Here is a 20,722-nt window from a genome sequence, read left to right as displayed (position 1 = left end):
AGTTTTTAAGAGCGACTAATTTGTCCCCCCCCCCCCCCGTTAGTAACGACTTTATTTGTGAAAGAGCAATTGACATAAAATTGTGAAAAAGCAACAGAATCTCCAAATAATTCTTGTGGAATTTCGCTAATTTCACCCTTTAACACATATTGATTACGCTCAAAATAATGGTTGTGCGTATTAAATATTAAACCTTTAGAAAGTAAGCAATATTGTAAATTTTCAGTGGTGATTGGCGTTTGATTGCTGCTGGGCTTATTTGTTAAATTGATGCTTCCCTTTAAATAACTATAATTCCCTAAAATCATTCCCTTTTGATTCTGTTTTATCGCTGTATCTATCTCTTTAACTAAACTTGGTCTTTCTAAATCATAGGTGTAGGATTTGATAAATTTAAAGCCTTTGTTGCCCTTTTCATAACGCTTGGCGGTAAAGGATTTATCGCTCATTTTATCGCCTAAGTGTTTGCTAAAAATCATTTGAGAGATGCTCCAATCACTTAGATTAAAGGTTTTAGCTGTGCTAAAAATATGGCTATACATTTTTAGCTTAGAATTTATGTAATATTGAAGCTCATCACGCAAAAAGGATTCTGTCATATAGTAAAACACAATGACTTCAGGCTCTAGCTTTAAGACTTTGTTAAAAAAGCTTATTGCCTTGTTTTCTTTCCTGCCCTTTTGCCTTTGATAAGGTGGATTCATAATTACCATTAGCTTTTTGTTTTCTCTTTTAACGATTTCATTTATAGTGAGTTCTGTTCCGCCGTGTGCAAATTTTGGCTCATTAGAATTTTCTAAATAATCAAATTGCACCACATTTTCAAAATCCTTAATCTTACAAATATCCACATCTTTAGAATCTAGTGTGCTTAAGTAGCATTGCTTTTTTATCTCTTTTGAGAATTGATTCTCTAAATTCCCCACGCCACAGCAAGGGTCATAAATGATATAGTCTTTTAAGTCTGTTTTAGAATCTTGGCAATACTGCTCTAAAATCTTGTTTTGCTCACTCACAAAGAAAAAGGGTGTGTATTCTCCGCCTGTGTCTTTGCGGTATTTATCAGTGTAGAGCAAATGCGACTCTTCTAAAATCTTTAAAAACTCATCTTTTGCTGGTGGGCGTTTGTATTTCTGCCAAAAGGCTGTGTAGGCTTGTAGATTTGGGATAGTGTAGAATTTTTCATTTTTATCATCTATAAATTTTACTTCTTGTTTGTTTTCGTTTATTTCTATGCTAAAGGCGTTTAGGTCTGTGCCTTCTCGTATTAGGGGCTTTTGTGAGCCTAAGTCTGTGCCTACGATTATAAGGCTGTCTTTATATTTGGTGTTATTTAGCATATCTACCAAAAAGAGATTGATTAAGGTTTGTTCGTTTTTTATCTCATTTTTAAATTTTATGACTTCTTTCCACGCGTGAAAAATGGTTATCATATTTTTAAGCGTGATAGAGATTTCTAAATCTTCTCTTTTGAGTAGGTTGGCATAAAATTCTTTAATCTCATTATTTACATATTTTATGATTTTCGCACTTTGTTTTAATCTATCGTTGATTCTATCTATCGCATCGCGTGTTGGGGTGCTTGGGGTCTCACTCTCCCAATGGAAGTCGTTATTAAACATCACAGAATCATCTAAAAGCTCAATAAATTCTAAAACATCATTGCCATTTTCTTTATAGATTAGGGCTAGGTGGTTTAGGATATGCTTTTGCTTTTTATTGGTTAGCACGACTTGAGCTAGGGCTTTTGCTCTTTCTTGTGGGTTTAGGGTAACTTTTGCTTCAATGTATAAAAGTGGATTACCCTTTTTATCAAACAGGATAATGTCTATTCGCTCATTATCATATTTGCAAAGCTTGGGGTTAAAATACTCTTGGCTAAATTTGACTTTGTAGTCTATCTCATCTTGTGGTTGTTTTGTCCTTGCCATTTATAATCCTTTCTTTGCATTTTGGCGAATCTCGCCTAAAGCACCTATCCTAGCCACATTTAGGATACACACCTAGAATCTAGATTCTAGCTCTCTCTTATCCCAAACGCTCTCATTCGCTCTTTTTCTACTAGCACCAATTGTGTGCCAAACTCCACTAAGTCATCAACTCTATTTTCACTAAGACAGGCGATATAAAACTCTCTTTTATCCTGTGGGATCACAAGCGGTGCGATACTCTGCTCCAAGCAAGAATACACAATCAGTAGCCGCCCTACGCGACCATTGCCATCGCTAAAGGGGTGGATTTTCTCAAACTGAATATGTGATTCAAAAATCGCAGCTAGCTTATCTTCTAGGCTATTAGTGCTCTCTAGCTTGTATTGTAGATTATCGCACCAATTTTTTAGCTCGCTAGCTACCAAATACGGCTTTGTCGGCTCAAAATCTGCGCCAATTATCATATTTTCTACCATTTTAAACATACCTGCTTCTTTATGCAGATCTCTCATCACCACGCTATGAAATTTCTTAATCAATTCGTTGTTTATTATCTCATTGGCTTGTAGTGCTTCCATCAAAAGTGGCGTCAAATATCGATAATTACGCACTTCATAAAACTCACGCTCCTTAACCGCTATGGGGATATAATTATCCACAATCACGGATTTACTTTGTGCAAGAGTAAGTGTGTTGCCCTCGATGGCTGTGCTATGATGCGCCATACGCACGCATAAATCAAGCATATAATCACTATTATTTAAAACATCGTGCAATACCGGCATTTGTATCCTGCTACTCAAAATAGCGCAAGATGTTGTAGCCATTATCTTGCAAGAATTTTTCCTTTTGCATAAGCTTTATATCACTTTGCATCATATCTTTGACAAGCATTGCTAGATCGTATTTAGGCTTCCAGCCTAGCAGCTTTTGCGCCTTGCTGGGATCGCCTAGAAGCAGATCTACTTCTGTGGGGCGGAAGTAGCGAGAATCCACCGCGACCACTTCTTGCCCCTGTGGCAGCTGATACTCACCCCTGCACGCTTTGACTACGCCCACTTCATTGACTCCCTCCCCAAAAAACTCTACTTCAATGCCAAGCTCCCCAAATGCTAATGCCACAAAGTCGCGCACCTGTGTCGTAACGCCCGTGGCGATGACAAAGTCCTCTGCCTTTGGCTGCTGCAAGATAAGATACATCGCCTCTACATAGTCCTTGGCGTGTCCCCAATCGCGCTTGGCAGAGAGATTGCCTAGATAGAGCTTATCCTGCAAACCTAGGGCGATTTTGCTCACAGCGCGCGTGATTTTGCGCGTTACAAAAGTTTCGCCGCGGATTGGACTCTCGTGGTTAAACAAAATCCCATTACAAGCAAACATATTATATGCCTCTCGGTAGTTGATCGTAATCCAGTAGGCATAGAGCTTGGCGCAAGCATAGGGCGAGCGCGGATAAAATGGCGTGCTCTCGCTCTGCGGCACAGCTTGGACTAGCCCATATAGCTCGCTTGTGGAGGCTTGATAGATTTTGGTGTGCTTGATTAGATCAAGCAGACGCACGGCTTCTAGGATTCTAAGTGTGCCTATGCCATCGGCGTTTGCGGTGTATTCTGGCGTCTCAAAGCTTACTTGCACATGGCTCATCGCTGCGAGATTATAGATCTCATCTGGGCGCACTTCTTGGATAATGCGGATAAGATTTGTCGAGTCTGTCAAATCCCCATAATGCAAGAAAAAGTTGCGATTATCGATGTGGGGGTCTTGATAGAGATGATCGATCCTATCAGTATTAAACAGCGAGCTTCTGCGCTTAATGCCATGCACCTCATAGCCGCGATTTAGGAGAAATTCTGCGAGATACGCGCCATCTTGCCCGGTAATGCCTGTGATAAGAGCCTTTTTCATAAACTTCCTTACAAGTAGAGTAGCACGCTAAAAGTGCGCGTGATAAGGGCGCATTATAGCAAACTTCGCATTGTCTAACCCAATTTTAAACCTAGAGTGCCTATAATAACGCCGCCTGAATAACTCGTGTTTCTTTTTTGGTGAGTCCGTTAAATTGTAAGTATTGTAGGCTTGGTAGTGGTTTTTGTGTGTCGGTGTTTTTGCTTGAGCCTGCAAGGGTTAGAATCCGCCGCCTAAGAGAGCTCTCCTGCCTTATTTGTAGCTGGCATTTTGGGCTACACAACACAAGTAGCGGTTATTTGGGTAGCTTAAGTAGTTTAAGGGTTTGTATGGATACGCACGATTCACAAGAGAATTTTCACAAGGTTTTAATTGTAGGGAATGGCGGGAGAGAATACGCTCTAGGCTTGCATCTAAAGCAGGATTCTAGGATAGAGCAGATATTTTTCACGCCCGGGAATGCTGGCACAGCACTGCTAGGAGTCAATCTCACACTTCCACACAATCAAGACATTGTAGAGTTTTGCCAAAAAGAGGGGGTCTCGTGGGTGATCATCGGCGGCGAGAGCGCGCTTGTAGGTGGGCTTAGCGATGATCTACGCGCCAATGGGATTAGCACATTTGGTCCAAGTCGAGCAGCTGCGGAGCTTGAAGGCTCAAAGGCGTTTATGAAAGACTTTGTCGCTTCTTGTGGTATCCCCACCGCACGCTATATCCAAACAAGCGATATTAAAGCTGCCAAAGACTTCGCGCGATCACTGCCGCTGCCTATCGTCATCAAAGCAAGCGGTCTATGCGCTGGCAAGGGTGTCATCATCGCACAAAGCTACGAGCAAGCAGAATCCACTATTGATTCTATGCGCAAGGAGTTTGGGCAAGCTGGAGAGTGCGTAGTGGTGGAGGAGTTTTTATCAGGCTATGAGCTGTCTGTCTTTGGGATTTGTGATGGCGAGCATTTCTCGCTGCTACCCCCCTGCCAAGATCACAAGCAGCTCTATAATGATGACAAAGGTCCAAATACCGGTGGTATGGGAGCTTACACTCCAAGCCCCCTGTGTGATCAAGCCCTGCTTGATAAAATTGCCACAAAGATATTTGCCCCCACACTTGCTGGTATGAAAGCGCGTGGCACGCCCTTTAATGGCGTGCTTTTTGCTGGGATTATGGTGGTGGATAGTGAGCCGTATTTGCTCGAGTTTAATGTCCGCTTTGGCGATCCAGAGTGCGAAGTGCTACTGCCACTTTTGCAAACGCCTTTGCTTGATATTTGCCAAGCCATAGAATCTAAGCAGATCGCTAGGCTTCCCATAAGATTCCGCGATGGCTACTGCGTAGGAGTTGTGCTTGCAAGCCATAATTATCCCTTTGGCAGCTCTACACCCTACCCTATCACAATCGCCCCATTTGATAGCGCGCTAGGACATATCTGCTATGCAGGTGTCAGCCAAGAGAGTGCTACAAGCCCTATGCTAGCAAGTGGTGGGCGCGTGGCTCTTGCCATAGGGGTAGCTAGCACACTCGCACAAGCTAGAGACAATGCCTACACAATCGCTAATGCTATAAGCTTTGAGGGCAAGCTGCTGCGCACAGACATTGCTAACAAAGCCCTAAAGGCATAATATGGCAAGAGATGAAGCCCTACAAGACACCCTTGATAGAGAAAGCCTAACCCCAGCCCCTCTTGATAGGAGAATCTACGCCTTTTTGATTGACGCGCTGCTACTTAGCGCACTTATGGTGATAATCAACTTCAGCACCTTTCTCGCCCTAAGCGAGCCACAAGCACTACAAGAAATGCACAATAGCAGCTCAAGTGCCATTATGCTAAAAGATAGTGCCAAAGCCCCGCCACTAGGGCAAAGCATAGAGCAAAAGATACAGGAGCAAATCTCTTCGCTCATTATGCAGATTTTCTTACTAGAGATTATTTACCAAGGGCTTTTTACTTTCTGGTACGGAGCAAGCCTAGGGAAGATTGTCTGCAAAATCCAAGTAGTGAGCATTGACTTGCTAGATTCTCCAAGTTTTTTGGCTAGCTTTTTGCGCGCAGCCCTAAGGACACTCTCTCAAGCGGTGTATTACATACCCTTTATTTTCGCCTTTAGCGATACTTTCAAGCGCACGCTCTATGACCGCGCCGCGCGCACAATCGTAATTATGCAAAAGAGCTAGAATCCAGTGGACAAAGGGTGTGGCAGACTGCGTGCAGGGCTTTTGCTAGGGTGCATAGCCCTATGTCTTAATGCCAAGCCCTTAGAGCCAGAATCTACCAGCGCAGATTCTAGCCTAGCCAAAACCGAGCAGAAAAAGGGCGTAACCCAATACAACAAAGACAACCAAAAGGTCTTTGAGCTTTTGGCAGATTCTGTGTATAGTGCGGAGGGCACGATCCACGCCACAGGCGATGCGATCCTTATAAACCAAGAGCTTTATGTGCTCGCTGATGCAATCCGCTACGATATGCAAAAGCGCGAAGTGCAAGCAAGTGGCGAAGTGAGAATCTATAGAGATGGGAATCTACTTGTGCGCACCCATCAAACGCACTTCTCCCTAGATGACAAATATGGCATTATCGAGCCGCTTTATCTCCAAGATACAGAGAGCGGGCTATGGGTGAGCTCTAGCCTTGCCACCACGCAAGACACTTTCTACACTTTTAAAAAAGCCACTCTCTCTGGCTGCGCAGTGCCAAACCCAATCTGGCGTATGGAGGCATCTTCAGGCTCATACTCCGATAGCAAAAAGAGCGTTACCCTATGGAATCCACGCGTGTATATCGGCGATGTGCCAATTTTTTACTTCCCTTACTTTAGCGTCTCTACTAATATGTCGCGCACAAGCGGGCTGCTTATGCCATCTTTTGTTACTTCAAGCACAGAGGGCTTCGCCTTTTTCCTGCCCTACTACATCGCGCCAAAGACAAATTGGGACATTACTCTAACCCCACAGGTGCGCTCTGAGCGCGGTGTGGGCGGGCTGATAGAGTTCCGCGCGCTAGATTCTGGGCTAGATCGCACTTATGCAGAGCTTGGGTATTTATACAACTTTGATGAGTATATGGAGCGATTTAACCTTAAAAACCACTATGTCTATGGGCTTAGGCTCTACCACCTTGGCAACCGCCCCTTGCAAAAATACTTCAAGCTCAAAAGCGAGCTTGACAATGGAATCTATATCAACTTCGCGCATATGAATGACCTAGACTACTACCGCTTGCGCCAGATCAACAAGCGCGTCTATGATATGTCCTACACTTCTAAGGCAAACGCCTTTGTCCAAACGCAAAAGCACTATGTCGGGCTAAATTTCAAGTATTTTCTCAATCTCTCAAAGCTAGATAACTCTAGCACCTTCCAGTCTGTGCCAAACTTTCAATACCACAAATATATGGACTCGCTATTTTTCCGCCAGCTTATGTATGCTATCGACTATCAGTTTAAAAACACTGCGCGCCAAACAGGCTATGGCTATATAGAAAACGGCTTGCGTATCCCTGTGGGGCTGCAGTTTTCGCTCTTTAAAAAATATCTATCCCTTGGTGTGTGGAATGAATTTTATGCGGAAAATCTTTTTCTAACCAAAACACAAAACAGCTATATCCCAAGCAATAATGACACCAATAAAAATGGCAATATCTTTTCAGCCAACTACTCCGTCTCGCTCAACTCCGATCTCTCTAAAAGCTACAATAAATTCTTCCATACAATCCAGCTTGAAGCCCTTCTTAGTGGTCCCTATCTCTTCTACCACAATGGACTCTTAAGCCAAGCCACCGGCGATCAAGCCGCGCAAATCCGCCAAGAATCCATCGCCCTAAGAGAGCAGTTTGGCGCAGCAGCGGACTATCTTAATAAATTCCCCATTATCTCCCCTAGCGGCAGCGTGTATTTCTATGATGATATTTGGGACCCTTCAGGCATTAGTGCTTACACGATTGTCAATCAAACGCTTGACCTCAAACTCTCGCAGTATTTTCTCACCAACACTGGGCGCAATATTGTTGATTGGAAAGTGTTTCAGCGGCTAAACTTCGATGAGCTACGCCACGCGCTAAACACTAGCAGTGGAAGTGTAGATTCTAGCGTGATTGCCAAGCGACCTTTGGAAAACAAGTTTAGCTTCTCCCCCATAGTTGGGCTGAACTTTTCTGCAAGCTTTTTCTACTCATTTTATGCGAAGAAAATGTCCGAGCTAGCCCTAGCTACAAGCTTTAGCCGTGGGGCATTTTCTGCTTCTGCAAGCTACTTTTTCAAAGATAAAGAAGCTTATGACTTCTTGTCTAACACTATCCTTACACAAACAGGGGCGCAGTATTTACGCGCAAATATTGCACACGATTTTCGCGTGTTTGCTTTCTCGGCTTCTGCGGGCTATGATATTGAGAAAAACACTCTGCTAGATTGGGACATAGGGCTGTATAAAAATATCCGCTGCTTTGGCATAGGGCTCAAGTTTGTCAATCGCCGCCGCCCGATTTTGACAAACGACATCAACAATCCTTTCTATGTCCAGCAAGACTACTTCGTGCGGCTTATCTTTAACTTCGCTCCGCTCACAAGTGCTGGGCTTACAACGAGATTCTAGCTAGAATCTAACCTTGCATGTCATTGCAAGCTTGCGCAAGCAATCGTGGCAATCCATAGGCAGCTAGCTAAATCTAGCAGAATCTAGCTATAACTGCTAAAAAGCTCCTGCCATTGTGGCACTACCGCTTGCTTGCTAAAGTTTCGCGCCATAAGCTCCCTAGCATTTGCGCCAAACTCCGCGCGCTTTGTCTCATCGCTCATTAGATCACACAGCCTAGTGGCAAAGCCCTGTATATCGCCATCTTCTATCAAATACCCACTTTTGCCTTGTGCGATAATATCACTAGGACCAGCAGCAATGTCAAAGGCAATGCCAGCTAGCCCGTAGCTACACGCCTCTGCTAGTGCCATACCAAAGCCCTCAAAGTAGCTACACATCGCATACACACTAGCCCCTAGATACACGCTCTCCATATCCTGCCTAAAGCCAACTAAGCGCACGCTCGTCTCTAAGCCCTTTTGCGCGATTTTAGATTCTAGCTCGCTTTGCAAATCTCCGCTGCCTACGATATGGAGCTGCCACTGCGCTAATGCGCTAGAATCTTTGGCGCGATCTTGCACCATCTCCCAAATATCAAGCAGCCTATCAAAGCCCTTCTCCCCACTTAGCCGCCCCACAGATAGCACGACTTTGGTGCTAGGATCGCTAAAGGTGGTGGGGAGATGTGGGAGGAAGTTTGGGATTACACACACGCTTTTATGGTAGCTCTGCCAAGTGGCTAGCTCTTTTTGTGAAAGCACGACTAAAGTGTCAAACTTGGCTAGATTGCGAGCTTTGCGTGCGCTTAGGTGCTTGGGCGCGTTTAAGTGCCAAAGCCGCAGATACGCACTAGAATCTAGCTTGTGCCTTGGGATATACCAGCCATCATTACTTAGCACGATACTAGGCTTATAGGTGCGCAGAACTCTCTCTACCTTGTAGGCAAGCAAGGGGCGCAAGAGCTTTTGCCAAAGCTTTGCAAGCTTGCTTAGGCGTCTTGGGGGATTGGCTTTAGGATTGTGGGTATTTGGGCTTATGCTATTTGCTGGGTGTTGTGCGCGCGGCTTACGAGAGAGAGAGAGAGAGAGAGAGAGTAGCTTCGCCCTAGAATCTAGCCGATAGATTGGCGCATTGTTGCTACTAAAAAGGCTTATGACTTGCACGCTAAAGCCGCATTCCACAAAGGCGTTTGCCAGATTGACCCCCACGCGCTCGCCCCCACCTGCTTCTGTGATGTCTTTAGCGATGATAGCTATGCGCGGGCTTGCTTGATGACTTGGCGAGCTTTTGGGGCTTGGCGGTGTTAGAGCCATAGAAGTGTCTAAAAGCCTTTTGCCAAAGAGTATGATCTTCTTGCGATTTTTGGTCAAATGCAGGCAAAATTTATCCGCCCTCCACTCTCTAAAGCTCCTAGTCCTAGCCATAAACTCTTCTAAGCTTTTTGCTTGTAGCGCAAGTTTTAGGGGCTTGTTTCTCTCCAGCACGCTTGGACTAAGCTCTAAAGAGCGCAAAAACTCTTGCAGCTGCGCAAGATAGCCAGAATCTAGCTGTGCGAAGCGATTGGGGCGGAGCAAATCTGTGGGCAAGAGATAGGACTCTAAATAGCCGTGCTTTGTAAAAAACTCATACACAAAGCCAAACACTTGGAAAAACTCTTGTGGCGGGTGGGTTTTGCTAGTGAGTGAGCCGCTACGCACGCGATAAAAATAACGCGCGTTTTTGCTTAATGCCACTCTGCCAGCTAAAGCGTGCGCGCACACGCTAAAGCCCACATCTTCAGCAAAGCGGTTTATAGGGAAGCGCAGATCTTGCAGCAATGCACGCGTAAATACACTGCGTGGGGCTTCGATTTTATGCGCGATGTTTTTGCTTGTAACCTTGCGGATAATGCCTTTAGTCTTAGGCTGCCTAAGTGCGAACATCGCGCTATCATAGCTAGAATCTAAAAACCGACACACATCGCGCGTGGTCGCCATCTGCGCGCGTCTAGATTCTAGCGTGTAGATAAGGTTAGCGTAGTAATCCACCCCTGCTGCATCATCTGGATCCATAAAGCCGATGTAACCCACTTGGGGCAGGTGCGTATAGACATACCCAAGCCCTGTGTTTCTAGCAGCACCTATGCCTTGATTTGCTTGGGCTAGGAGGATAAAGCGTGAGTCGCGCTTGGCATACTCAGCGATAATCTGCGCACTAGAATCTGTGCTGCCATCATCAACGCATATCACTACAAAATCCCCATAGCTCTGCGCACTTAAGGACTCCAAGCACTCTAGCAAATACTGCGCTACATTATAGACAGGGATAATTATGGCAAGGGTTTTCATTGGGTCTCCTTAGTTTTTGGATTTTGTCTTTTTGCGATACATTGTAGATTCTGTGGCGCGGGCTTGCTCATTACCGACTAGGTAAATCTCTTCGCCCGCGCCTTGAAAGCTACAATTTCTCATCAAAAATCCTAAAATCCTGCGAGTTGGTATCATAAACATAATTTCTTGCGTTTCCTTAGAATCCACTTTTTGACTCTCCGCCCTTTTTTCTGTCATTACCAGCGGTGCTTCCACCGCGTGGCAAAGCAAGGCACAGCCGCAGCTTCTTTAGTAATCCATAGAATCCTCGTTTGCACTAGATTCTAGCTTGTGGATTGCCGCGCTTTGTCTTGCGCCAAAGCTTTTGCAATGACAATAGGGGCTACCACCGCTCACCAACGCCTAACAGCAAGCAGCGATTGATCGCGCTAAGTGCGCATAGCGCGTAGAATCTATCCTGCCCAATGGCGATTAGATCGCTAAAATACCGCCCCTGAAAGTTTAAATGCGCGCGCATTTCATTATCCGCATAAGCATCGATACTCACACCGCCAAACTCGCTATACAAAGGCTTCCCACTAAGCACCCCGCTAAAAAATATCAAAGGCTTTTTGATAGCCTTTATCTCTTGCTTGCTCATTTGCTTATAAATCGTGTAGTCAATCAAGCTATACCCGCGAAACCGCACAAACTCCCTACTTACAGAGCCTTGTAAAATGGCTTGATGAGCGGCTTTGAGATTATGCTCATAGTAGCGCAAAAAGTCTTGCGCGCTAAGTGCTGGCTCGCTAGCAGACACTACAGAGCAGAGCAGCAGCGCAACAATTAGGCGAGAAGCCACGAAGCCCCGCCTTACTCATCACGCACAAATACAATACCCTCGCCGCATTTTTTACAGTGGAATGCTTGCCCGCTTTGGATTTTCTCATGCACCGTGTTTAGCACCTTAAATGCTGGCTTGCAAGCACATTTATAAATATGAGTGATTTCTTTTTCACCATTTTGCTTCGCCTGCATAGCCTTGATCTCTTCTTCGTGGGCTTTGCGGTAAATCTCTATCTGCATATCTTCTTTTAGGATATGGTTGATAAGCCACTCTTCAGTGATGATGGCGAGCTTTTGCTTGAAGTCGTAGCGGATATTTTGGATAAGATCTGTCATATCACGGATAATTTGCTGATGCATAGCAGATTGCCTCTCAAGCCCGGGGTAGCCGATACTTGCCATATAAGCTTCCTCATCGTGAAAATGCACTTTCATATACTCAAAAAGCTCGACAAGGATTTTCTTAATCTCATTTCCATCGACTTGCTTGCTGATAAGTAGCCCCGCCCTATGAGCAATATCAAAAAGCTTCTTATGCTGGACATCAATGACATCATTGTGGATACTAAACTTATCGTCCCATTCAGGTATCGCCATATTACCTTCCTTGAATGTATTCACTCCTAAAAGCCACGATTATATAACTTTGAAAGTTTTTTTTCCCTTAAAAATTACAAATTACACTTGTAGTATGTATAATTACAAAAATGATAATGAAACTTAGAAAGGCGAAAAATGGAAAGCTTTATCGCTTCATTTAAAGACTCTTTTGAGACTTGGGGCTATGTGGCGTTGTTTTTTTATTGTATGGGGAGTGGATATGTGGGGATCTTAGCTGCTGGTGCGCTGGCGACTCTTGGACATATTAGCCTTGCTACAAGCATTATCATCGCTACTACTGGGAATTTCGCAGGCAGCTCCCTGCTTGTAGTCCTAACGCGCTATCAAAAAAAGGACTTCGAGCGATTCCTTGCGCCACATCGCAGAAAAATCGCACTTATGCATATATGGCTCAAAAAGTATGGCGCGATCCTAATCCTGCTTAACAAATACATCTACGGAGTAAAGTTTCTCGTGCCTATAGCCATTGGCGCGAGTCGCTATAATCTTAGAAAATTCCTTGTGCTCAATCTGCTTGCTAGCGTGATCTGGGCTGCTAGCTTGGGGCTGCTGGCATTCTACTTCTCAAAGGCAGTGATTGAGCTTGTAGAATCCTATGGGCGATACTCTTATGTGGCAGTTGGGGTGCTCCTAGCTTTGGTGCTTGGGGCGTTGTGGTTTAGCAAAAAAGCGTGGGCAAAGACAAAAGACTCCCTAGAATCTACACATAAGTAGATTCTAGCTCCCCCAAGCTTGAAGGAAAAATCTCTGTGCTTGCTCTAGCACTTCTCTAGCACCTTGCTTGATTAGTATATGTGCTAGCTCTTTTGCAGCTATGTTTGCTTCCTGCGCACTTGCGCTTATGGATTCTTGCAGGACTTTGCTCCCATCAGGCATACCAACAATGGCTTTAATTTGCACCATTCCCTTCTCAATCTCCCCTAAAAGCTTGCAATGCACGCCAATTGGCACTTGACACCCGCCATCTAGCACCTTGATAAACTCCCTTTCTGCCTGCGTGCAAAGAGCAGTTCTCTGGCACGCAAGTGTCTCTAGCACTGCGCGCAAGTCTTCATCATCTTCCCTGCACTCTATCCCTAGTGCTGCTTGCCCCATAGCAGGGATCATTTCTGTGGTGCTTAGTGGCACGATATGTGGGATATGTGCAATGCCAAGCCGCTTTAGCCCAGCATAGGCTAGGATAATGGCATCAAACTCGCCAGATTCTAGCTTGTTTAGGCGCGTTTGGATATTTCCGCGCAGCGACAGGCAAGCAATATCCGCACGCCTAGCCTTAAGCTGCATACTACGGCGCAAAGAAGTCGTGCCAACTCGCGCGTTTTGCGCAAGTGCATTAAAATCTGGGTATTTATAGCTTACAAAGCAGTCTCTCACATCTTCTCGCTCTGTAATGCACGCAAGTGCCAAAGACTCTGGCAAATCCACCGGGACATCTTTGAGAGAATGCACCGCCAAATCGATCTCCTTTGTAAGGAGCTTTTCTTCTAGCTCTTTGGTGAAAAGTCCCTTGCCGCCGATTTTTGCAAGCGGGACATCAAGGATTTTATCGCCCTTGGTTTTGATGATTTCTAAGCTAGATTCTACCCCACACTCTTGCAATAGGCGATCTTGGATATAGTGCGCCTGCCACAAAGCTAGCGCGCTCCCCCTTGTGCCAATGACTAGCTTTCTCATTCTGCACTCCTTGATTGCTGCGATAGCTGCTCGCTTGGCTTTTGTGAGCTTGTAGGCTCTAGCACTTCCACATCGATAATGTCATCATCTTTAGGCTTTGCTTGGTAAGTGTAGCGCATAGAGCTTGTGAAGTAATCATCAAAGCTTTTATACCCGCTAGATTCTGGGCTAGAATCTAGCTTAGATTTAGGGTAGAAAGCTAGCGCGCAAAGCACCATAACCACCCCTATAATATCAGTGAAAATCCCGGGTATTAGCAAAAACACTGCCCCAAAGCCACTAAGCATACTATTGCGCAGCAGGGCAAACATATCCCCCTGCCCAAATCGCACAAAAAGCTGGATCAAGCTTAGCTGGGCTAGCTCTCTTCTAAGCAGCCACAAGCCAAGCGCGCCTGATACAAACACTTCAACCACAGCAAGCAGCACACCAAAATGATTGATAAATATACTAAATCCCAGCAGCTCTAATGCGACATAGCCCACCATAAGCCACATAACAATCCCACGCATTATCGCTCCAATCGCTCCATAATCGCCTCACACACTACTTGCACTTCAGTAGCACTTAGCTCTTGCTTCTCTAGCCCATCGCGCCTAATGCACTCTATCACACCAGATTCTAGCCCTTTACCCACAACTATCCCATATAGTGCCGCCCCCACTAGCTCAAAGTCCGTCATTTTCGCTCCAAAGCGCAAGTCCCTATCATCACACAGCACCGCCACACCCCTTGCCAACAAAGCTTGATATAGCTCTAGGGCATAGTGTGATTGCTGCTCGTTTTTGGTATTTGCAATGATAATTTGCACAGCATAAGGCGCGCTAGCCTTGCTCCATACACAGCCTTTCTCATCAGCCTTTTGCTCTAGTATCGCTGGCAGCAAGCGCGAGATCCCTATCCCATAGCAGCCCATTATAAAGGGCTTAGAGCTAGAATCTTGCGCTAGATACTCTGCTTTAAGCGCACTTGAATATTTATCTCCTAGCTGGAAAATATGCCCCACTTCTATGCCTTTTTTGTGCGTTAAAACCCCTTTACAGCACACACATATATCGCCATCTCGCACCGCAGCTAGTGGCGCATACACCATATCAGCAAACTCTGTAAAATCCACCCCCACAATATGCGTATCTCTCTCATTACCACCGCAGATAATATCCCTCCCATCGCGTAAATCTTCATCAAATAGTATAGGAGAGTCTCCCATAATCGCGCGAATCCCCACTGCGCCAATGCTCCCCGCAATGAGCCCTAAAGATTCTAGCTCTTGTGCGCTTGCATCTAGCAGCTCTAAAGCATCATAGCCATTAGCGCGCAGGGCGTTAAGGGCTTTGGTCTCTTCTAGCACATCATCACCACGCAAGAAAAACACGGCAAATTTTTTCACCACACTAGAATCCACTTTTGAAAAATTGGATTCTAGGTCAGTCTGCTCGCGGCAGGATTTTTGAGCTAAAAATGGTGCTTTGCAAGGTGAGTCAAGGGAGTTACCTAAAGTGGTAATGACCGCAGGCTCGCCGCCGAAATCGCCATTTTTAGCCAAAAAGCCAACGCGCTCACCCAAGGCTGAATCCTTAGCGAGTGTATAAGCCTTCACCACTGCCTTTAGCGCGTAATACGGACTAATATGAAAAAACTTACACACATCATCGATTGTTTTGACATTTGGCGTAGGGAAGCGGGCAAACTGCGCTCTAGGCGCGGATTCTGGCTCTGCTCTTTTAGCACGCTTTGCAGCTTCTATATTTGCCGCATACTCACACTGCGTGCAGACTACAAGCGTATCTTCACCAGAATCTGCTAGCACCATAAACTCCTTACTCCCACTTCCGCCAATCGCCCCAGAGTCCGCCTCCACAGCGCGAAACTCCAGCCCCAGCTCGCTAAAAATCTTGCCATAAGCTTTGTGCATATTCTCAAACTCTTTAAGCAAGCATTCCTTAGAGCTATGGAAGCTATATGCATCTTTCATAAGAAACTCGCGCGTGCGCAAAAGCCCAAATCTCGGGCGCAACTCATCGCGGAATTTAAGCTGGATTTGATAGAGATTAAGCGGGAGAGCTTTGTAGGACTTGACATAGGATTTGACAAGCTGGGTAATGCTCTCTTCGTGCGTTGGTGCTAGGATAAACTCATTATCCTTGCGATCTTTAAAGCGCAAAAGCTCCTTGCCATAGAGCTCATATCTCCCAGATTCTCGCCACAGCTCTGCTGGCGTTACAAAGCTTAGTAGCACTTCTTGCGCGCCGGCTTCGTTCATATATTTGCGCACGACATTAGCGACTTTATCTAAGACAATTTTGCCAAGTGGAAGCAAGCTATAAACCCCACTACCGCTTTGATAGATATAGCCTGCTTGCACAAGCAGCTTATGGCTCTTTAGCACGGCATCTTTTGGGGTTTCTTTGCTTGTGGGGATTAGTAGGCGAGATTGCAGCATAAAAACTCCTTATAAAGATATATCATCATACTCGCACTTATAGCGATCTAGGAGCTTGGGCTTGTCATTTTGCGTAAAGACTTTTTGCAGTGCTTGGATAATGGTATCACCCTCTTTGTGATGAGATAGCTCTTTGAGATTAAGCGTAGGATTGTGCAAAAACACATTAAAAGCATTGTGCAAAATCCTAAGCACTTCTTCTTCGTGCTCTGCTTGCAAGTAGCCTTTCTTAATCGCGCGTGCTACTTCTTGCATAGAAGCTTGCTTTGCCTGCTCTCGCATAGACTTAATCAGCGGCAGCACATCTAGGCTTTGTATCCAGTGGAAATACTCCACAACCGCCGTGCCAACAAGCGCGTGAGCTTGGTGGGCTTGGTGCTTTTTGTGTGAGCGATTTTCTTCTATGACTTGCTGCAAATCATCGACACATAGCACTTCTATGCCACACTCTGCGCAAGTGGATTCTATATCTCTAGGGACTGCTAGGTCAAACCAAACGCGCTTCATATCCCTAGGCTCACACATTTGCCTGCGTATAATTAGCTCCTGCGCACTTGTGGCACTAATGATAATGCCAAAGTCATTAAACAATCGTGGCATATCCTGCCAATCTAGCAGGCATAGCACGCTAGAATCTAGCCCAAAATCTTTAGGCACACCAGCGTGGCTCTCTTGGGTGATGTGGGTGATTTGCTTGATTTTCTTCTCTTGGAGTAAGGTAGTGGCAAAGCTAATGGCGCGATTTTTACTGCGATTACTCATACACACTGCCACCCCAGAATCTAGCAAATGCCTTGCTGCAAGCTGCGCCATCTCCCCAGCTCCCAGCACAAGCGCAGATTTGGGGCTAGATTCTAGGGCTTTTTTCACAGCAACAGAGGCGATAGAAAGGGGGGTTTTAACAATGGTGGTTTGCGTGCGGACTTTGGCTGCTGTGCGGAATGCAAAGTGCATAAGCCTAGTCATCTCCTGCCCACAAGATTCTAGCTCAAAGCATAGCTTATATGCCTCTTTCATCTGTCCTACAATTTGCGTCTCCCCTAGCACGATACTATCTAGCCCGCTCACTACACTAAAGATATGATGCACTGCTTCTTGATCGAGCGCACTATGGCAGTGAGACTCTAAGATATGCAAAGGCAGTGCGATCTCGCGAGCAAACGCATCTAGCACCGCGACTATGCACTCTTGTGGCGCGTGCGTATAGAGATAGAACTCCACACGATTGCAGGTGCTAAGCAGCAACACCTCTCTTAGACTTGGGATTGCGCGCAGGGATTTGATAAATGGCACTAGCCTATCTTGTGGAAGTGCGAGCTTTTCACGCAGGGTTATTGGGGTGTTTTTGTGTGAAAAACTTAGAGTGAGATAGTGGGCTTGCATTAGTGTGTCCTTTCAATCAATGCATTAGCGATAGATTCTAGTGCGCTATTTTGCTCACTAGCGATAGAGCGCAGCGCATTTTGGGCAAACTCATAGGCAATGCGCTTGGCTTCATCAATGATAGAATGCGCAAACAAAAGCTGCTTGATAGAAGCTATATCTTCATCACTAGCACGAGCGAAAGTGTGTAAGAATTCCTGCTGCTCCCTAGAATCTAGCTTATGATAGAGCAAGATATAAGGCAGAGTGCTTTTGCCCTCTCTAATGTCATTCATAGCAGGCTTGCCTAAAGTCTGCTCATCTTGCGTAATATCTAATAAATCATCAATAATTTGAAATGCCATACCCAGATTATACCCATAAGCTTGATACGCGCTAGAATCTAGCCCCACAAGCAGTGCTGCTGCCTGCGCACTTGCAGAAATAAGCGAGGCGGTTTTGTTGCGCAAGATTTGGTAATACACCTCCAAGCTAGGCTGAAACTCCTTGCTATATGCGACATCTTCAATTTCACCTTTTGCAAGCATAGCCACAGAGCCAGCAACACAGCGGGCAATAGCAGGAGAAAAGTCGCAAAGCTTAACAAAGGCATTAGCATAAAGCACATCGCCTAGCATAATCGCATTTTTATCGCCAAATTGTGCATTGATACTTGGGCGATTGCGCCTAGAAGTGGCAGAGTCTATCACATCATCGTGCAGTAAAGAAGCGCACTGGATAAGCTCAATAACTGCGCAAAGATTGATGATAGATTCTTGATGTGCGGAAGCCTGCCCTGCTGTGATAGCTAGAATCAGCCTTGAGCGCAGCATTTTGCCGTGGTTAATCGCCGCATACATAGAGCTAATAAGCGCAGAGTCTTGCTCCTGCACCCAGATTTCACATTGCTGCTGTATTGCCTCTAGGGCTGCTTGCTCGCTTGCTTTGTTGCTTGCTTTGTCCATTGTAGTCCTTGATATAGCTAGTTTATCGACTTTTTAGGAAGCATAATAAACAATCCAAGGTTTGCCACTTTCTCTTGCTCATCAAAATCCCTAAAGCTTAGAAGTAAGTAAGCTGTCTTATCAATATCTTGACCTTGTGAGAGCGGAAGTGTAAAACTTTTTCGCTTATAATCTGTATAAAGCACAAATTGGTAAGGGAATTTGTCATACTGCAAATGCACCACAAGCCCATAGTTTTTATACAAAGTCCAATAAAACTTAAGCGTCTTTGGCACACCTGAGAGCACGAAATCCTGTGTATAAATCTCATCTTTACGCAAAGATAGCTGCTCTTGTATATCCCAAATTGGCTTAGCTCCATAGAGACTCTGCATACAAGCTAGCCAAATAAACCAAGCAATAATGCACGATTTCATAGACAATGGCACAGCTATTCATTCTCACTTAAAATTTTCGCACTAGATTCTATGGCGATATTGCGCTTTTGTGCTTCTATGGCTTCTTTGTGTGTGTGGATAAACTTCCGCAAATCCGCCCCGCTCTCTTCAAATGCCACCTCATATATCGCCAAAAGCTCTAAAAGCCTATCGAGCTCCTTTTTTGCAAGTGTCGGTGAAGCGTGCAGGATAATCTCGCTCCACTTTTGCGTAGGGTCGCCTGCTAGCACTTCTAAATCATTCCATTCTTCCCACATAATTACTCCTTCACTAGAATCTACTTTAAACTTCCACTACTTAAGACTTGCGCACTAAGGCAGAGAGCTTATGTGCATAAAGCCCCTCAAGCTCCGCTAAATGCGCACAAGGCTCGGCAAGCTTATCAATGCCCTGCTGACTAAAGGCAATAAGGGAGCTTTTTTTCATAAAAGTATCCACACCAAGCGGGGAGAAAAATTTCGCGCTTCCACCCGTGGGGAGCGTGTGATTTGGTCCTGCGAGATAGTCTCCTATGGCTTCTGGGGTGTTTTCCCCAACGAAAATCGCCCCAGCATTTTTGATAGCCGGCAAATGAGCAAAGGCATCATCAAACATCAGCTCTAAATGCTCTGGAGCTAGCTCATTGCAGAGCGTTATAGCCTCATCAATATCTTTGCACACAACAATACCGCCACGATTTTGTATAGAAGCGTTGGCGATAGCAGATTTTGGCAGGCTTGGGAGAAGCTCTTCTATCCTGCTTGCCACTTCTTCAGCGAGCTTTTGACTTGTGGTAAAAAGTAAGGAGCAAGCCATTTCATCGTGCTCTGCTTGCGAGAGCAAATCCCTAGCGATATACGCAGGATTAGCACTAGAATCCGCGATGATGGCAATCTCACTTGGTCCTGCGATCATATCAATCCCCACCTTGCCAAAGACAAGCTTTTTTGCCGTGGCGACAAAGACATTCCCCGGTCCGCTTATCACATCAACCTTTGGAATAAGTGTTTTCCCGCTAGATTCTAGCCCATAGGCAAATACCCCTATCGCGCTAGCTCCACCCACGCGATACATTTCTTTGATCCCGCAAATATGCAATGCTGCTAGTAGTAGCGGGTTTGCCTGCCCTTGTGGCGTAGGTGTGCAGACGATGATCTCGCGCACCCCAGCTACAAGAGCTGGGATAGCATTCATAAGCACTGAGCTTGGGTAGGCAGCTTTACCACCGGGGATATAAAGCCCTGCGCGTTGTATGGGTGTGTAAATTTGCCCAAGTATAGATCCGTGCTCATCGCTATCAAACCACGATTTTTGCTTCTGCTTTGTGTGGAATGCCGTGATTCTGTCATAGGCGATATGCAAGGCATCTTTTGTTGTAGAATCTAGATTCTGGTAGGCTTTAGCGCACTCTTCTTGTGTAATCACAAGATCAGCTAGATCCTTTGGAGCAAAGCCATCGAATCGCGCCACTTGCGATAGCAGAGCTTCTAACCCTTGTATGCGGATCTCTTCTAACAATGGCAAGACAATTTGCTCAGCACTATGCAAATCATCTTGCCCCCTTTGGACAATAGCACCAAACTCCTGCGTAAAACCACTTTGACTAGTGTGTAGTATAGTAACCATCACCAAACCCCTAAAAAAATAGCGCATTATACACCATTGCCACAAGAATGCCGCAAGTTTGATAGACTCCACAAACAAC

The 20,722-nt window shown here is 45.3% G+C and carries 19 protein-coding genes; 4 read left to right on the top strand and 15 right to left on the bottom strand.

Going from position 1 to position 20,722, the window contains the following annotated elements; genetic code table 11:
• Positions 1-5: 5 nt before the first annotated feature.
• The 3 genes from F4V45_RS08380 to gmd all read right to left on the bottom strand — a co-directional run bounded on the left by F4V45_RS08380 (position 6) and on the right by gmd (position 3,836).
• Entirely contained in the window at positions 6-1,931 is a 1,926-nt protein-coding gene (locus tag F4V45_RS08380) for a hypothetical protein (protein ID WP_150337867.1), read from the bottom strand.
• Between the two features lie 86 nt (positions 1,932-2,017).
• Entirely contained in the window at positions 2,018-2,716 is a 699-nt protein-coding gene (locus tag F4V45_RS08375) for a Fic family protein (protein ID WP_150337866.1), read from the bottom strand.
• A 10-nt stretch (positions 2,717-2,726) separates the two neighbouring features.
• Entirely contained in the window at positions 2,727-3,836 is a 1,110-nt protein-coding gene (gene gmd, locus F4V45_RS08370) for a GDP-mannose 4,6-dehydratase (protein WP_150337865.1), read from the bottom strand.
• 329 nt (positions 3,837-4,165) lie between these two features.
• On the opposite strand from gmd, the gene purD reads away from it, so the two are divergent.
• The 3 genes from purD to F4V45_RS08355 are packed head-to-tail and all read left to right on the top strand — an operon-like array spanning position 4,166 to position 8,420.
• Positions 4,166-5,455 (top strand): phosphoribosylamine--glycine ligase, encoded by a 1,290-nt coding sequence (purD, locus tag F4V45_RS08365; RefSeq protein ID WP_150337864.1) that lies wholly within the window; start codon positions 4,166-4,168, stop codon positions 5,453-5,455.
• A 1-nt stretch (position 5,456) separates the two neighbouring features.
• Positions 5,457-6,008, top strand: coding sequence for an RDD family protein (locus F4V45_RS08360; RefSeq protein WP_150337863.1), 552 nt, complete (start codon positions 5,457-5,459; stop codon positions 6,006-6,008).
• Positions 6,009-6,014: 6 nt separating this feature from the next.
• Positions 6,015-8,420, top strand: a complete 2,406-nt coding sequence (locus F4V45_RS08355) for an LPS-assembly protein LptD (protein WP_150337862.1) — start codon at positions 6,015-6,017, stop codon at positions 8,418-8,420.
• A gap of 83 nt (positions 8,421-8,503) precedes the next feature.
• Here F4V45_RS08355 and F4V45_RS09830 read toward each other — a convergent pair whose 3' ends face one another.
• From F4V45_RS09830 to F4V45_RS08335, 4 genes are all read right to left on the bottom strand, one after another.
• A complete protein-coding gene (locus tag F4V45_RS09830) occupies positions 8,504-10,729 on the bottom strand; it encodes a glycosyltransferase (protein ID WP_246145306.1) in 2,226 nt (741 codons plus the stop codon).
• Between the two features lie 9 nt (positions 10,730-10,738).
• The gene (locus tag F4V45_RS08345) at positions 10,739-10,948 is read right to left on the bottom strand and encodes a hypothetical protein (protein WP_150337861.1); all 210 of its coding nucleotides are present in this window, start codon (positions 10,946-10,948) and stop codon (positions 10,739-10,741) included.
• A gap of 145 nt (positions 10,949-11,093) precedes the next feature.
• Complete coding sequence (locus F4V45_RS08340) at positions 11,094-11,552, bottom strand: hypothetical protein (protein ID WP_150337860.1); 459 nt, start codon at positions 11,550-11,552, stop codon at positions 11,094-11,096.
• A gap of 11 nt (positions 11,553-11,563) precedes the next feature.
• Positions 11,564-12,133, bottom strand: a complete 570-nt coding sequence (locus F4V45_RS08335; RefSeq protein ID WP_023930705.1) for a bacteriohemerythrin — start codon at positions 12,131-12,133, stop codon at positions 11,564-11,566.
• 138 nt (positions 12,134-12,271) lie between these two features.
• Between F4V45_RS08335 and F4V45_RS08330 the strand changes: the two genes are divergently transcribed.
• Positions 12,272-12,871, top strand: a complete 600-nt coding sequence (locus F4V45_RS08330; protein WP_150337859.1) for a DedA family protein — start codon at positions 12,272-12,274, stop codon at positions 12,869-12,871.
• A 3-nt stretch (positions 12,872-12,874) separates the two neighbouring features.
• Here the strand turns inward: F4V45_RS08330 and hemC are convergent, their stop codons facing one another.
• Genes hemC through hisD form a run of 8 tightly spaced genes read right to left on the bottom strand, consistent with a single transcriptional unit; the run spans position 12,875 to position 20,670 of the window.
• Positions 12,875-13,831, bottom strand: a complete 957-nt coding sequence (gene hemC / locus F4V45_RS08325; RefSeq protein ID WP_150337858.1) for a hydroxymethylbilane synthase — start codon at positions 13,829-13,831, stop codon at positions 12,875-12,877.
• Positions 13,828-14,343 (bottom strand): FxsA family protein, encoded by a 516-nt coding sequence (locus tag F4V45_RS08320; protein ID WP_150337857.1) that lies wholly within the window; start codon positions 14,341-14,343, stop codon positions 13,828-13,830. Before F4V45_RS08320 ends, hemC begins: the two co-directional genes overlap by 4 nt.
• A complete protein-coding gene (gene proS, locus F4V45_RS08315; RefSeq protein ID WP_150337856.1) occupies positions 14,343-16,274 on the bottom strand; it encodes a proline--tRNA ligase in 1,932 nt (643 codons plus the stop codon). The genes F4V45_RS08320 and proS overlap by 1 nt, the downstream gene beginning before the upstream one ends.
• A gap of 9 nt (positions 16,275-16,283) precedes the next feature.
• Positions 16,284-17,657 (bottom strand): glutamyl-tRNA reductase, encoded by a 1,374-nt coding sequence (gene hemA, locus F4V45_RS08310; protein ID WP_150337855.1) that lies wholly within the window; start codon positions 17,655-17,657, stop codon positions 16,284-16,286.
• Positions 17,657-18,601, bottom strand: a complete 945-nt coding sequence (locus F4V45_RS08305; RefSeq protein ID WP_150337854.1) for a polyprenyl synthetase family protein — start codon at positions 18,599-18,601, stop codon at positions 17,657-17,659. Before F4V45_RS08305 ends, hemA begins: the two co-directional genes overlap by 1 nt.
• 17 nt (positions 18,602-18,618) lie before the next feature.
• Positions 18,619-19,029, bottom strand: coding sequence for a hypothetical protein (locus F4V45_RS08300; protein ID WP_150337853.1), 411 nt, complete (start codon positions 19,027-19,029; stop codon positions 18,619-18,621).
• A gap of 2 nt (positions 19,030-19,031) precedes the next feature.
• The gene (locus tag F4V45_RS08295; RefSeq protein WP_023930693.1) at positions 19,032-19,295 is read right to left on the bottom strand and encodes a DUF2018 family protein; all 264 of its coding nucleotides are present in this window, start codon (positions 19,293-19,295) and stop codon (positions 19,032-19,034) included.
• A gap of 40 nt (positions 19,296-19,335) precedes the next feature.
• Positions 19,336-20,670 (bottom strand): histidinol dehydrogenase, encoded by a 1,335-nt coding sequence (gene hisD, locus F4V45_RS08290; protein ID WP_407925335.1) that lies wholly within the window; start codon positions 20,668-20,670, stop codon positions 19,336-19,338.
• Positions 20,671-20,722 lie beyond the last annotated feature (52 nt).

It is taken from the genome of Helicobacter canis (assembly GCF_008693005.1).
GTDB classification, from domain to species: domain Bacteria; phylum Campylobacterota; class Campylobacteria; order Campylobacterales; family Helicobacteraceae; genus Helicobacter_B; species Helicobacter_B canis.
Note: the sequence above shows the minus strand (reverse complement) of the source record. Positions and strands in the feature narration are given on the sequence as shown.